Here is a 291-nt window from a genome sequence, read left to right as displayed (position 1 = left end):
ATCCTCGCGATAAAACAGATAACTATATCAAACGCTGTACGGCTGTGCCGGGAGATACTGTTTACCTTAAAGAAAGTATTTTATACATCAACGGTAGTCCTGCGTATGTACCGGAAAACTCACAAATGGCTTACATTGTGATAACAAACGGACAAAGTATACCCAACGATTTTTTACAAGAAGTACTTCATGTAAAACTATCTCCGGTCAATCCAACGGATTCACCTGAGTTTGAGCCGATGGGAAATAATACATTTAGGATTACTATGCGTCCGCAAGATGTAGCAAAAC

1 protein-coding gene is annotated in these 291 nt (G+C 39.5%); it reads left to right on the top strand.

Annotated elements, in window-relative coordinates; translation table 11 throughout:
• On the top strand, window positions 1-291 hold a 291-nt coding region (locus RMT89_RS42225; protein WP_315889061.1), incomplete at both ends, for a S26 family signal peptidase.

The sequence above is a fragment of the Streptomyces sp. P17 genome, from assembly GCF_032436805.1.
GTDB lineage: Bacteria > Actinomycetota > Actinomycetes > Streptomycetales > Streptomycetaceae > Streptomyces.
The sequence above is the reverse complement of the archived record's forward strand: the minus strand, read 5'-3'. Positions and strand labels throughout refer to the sequence as shown.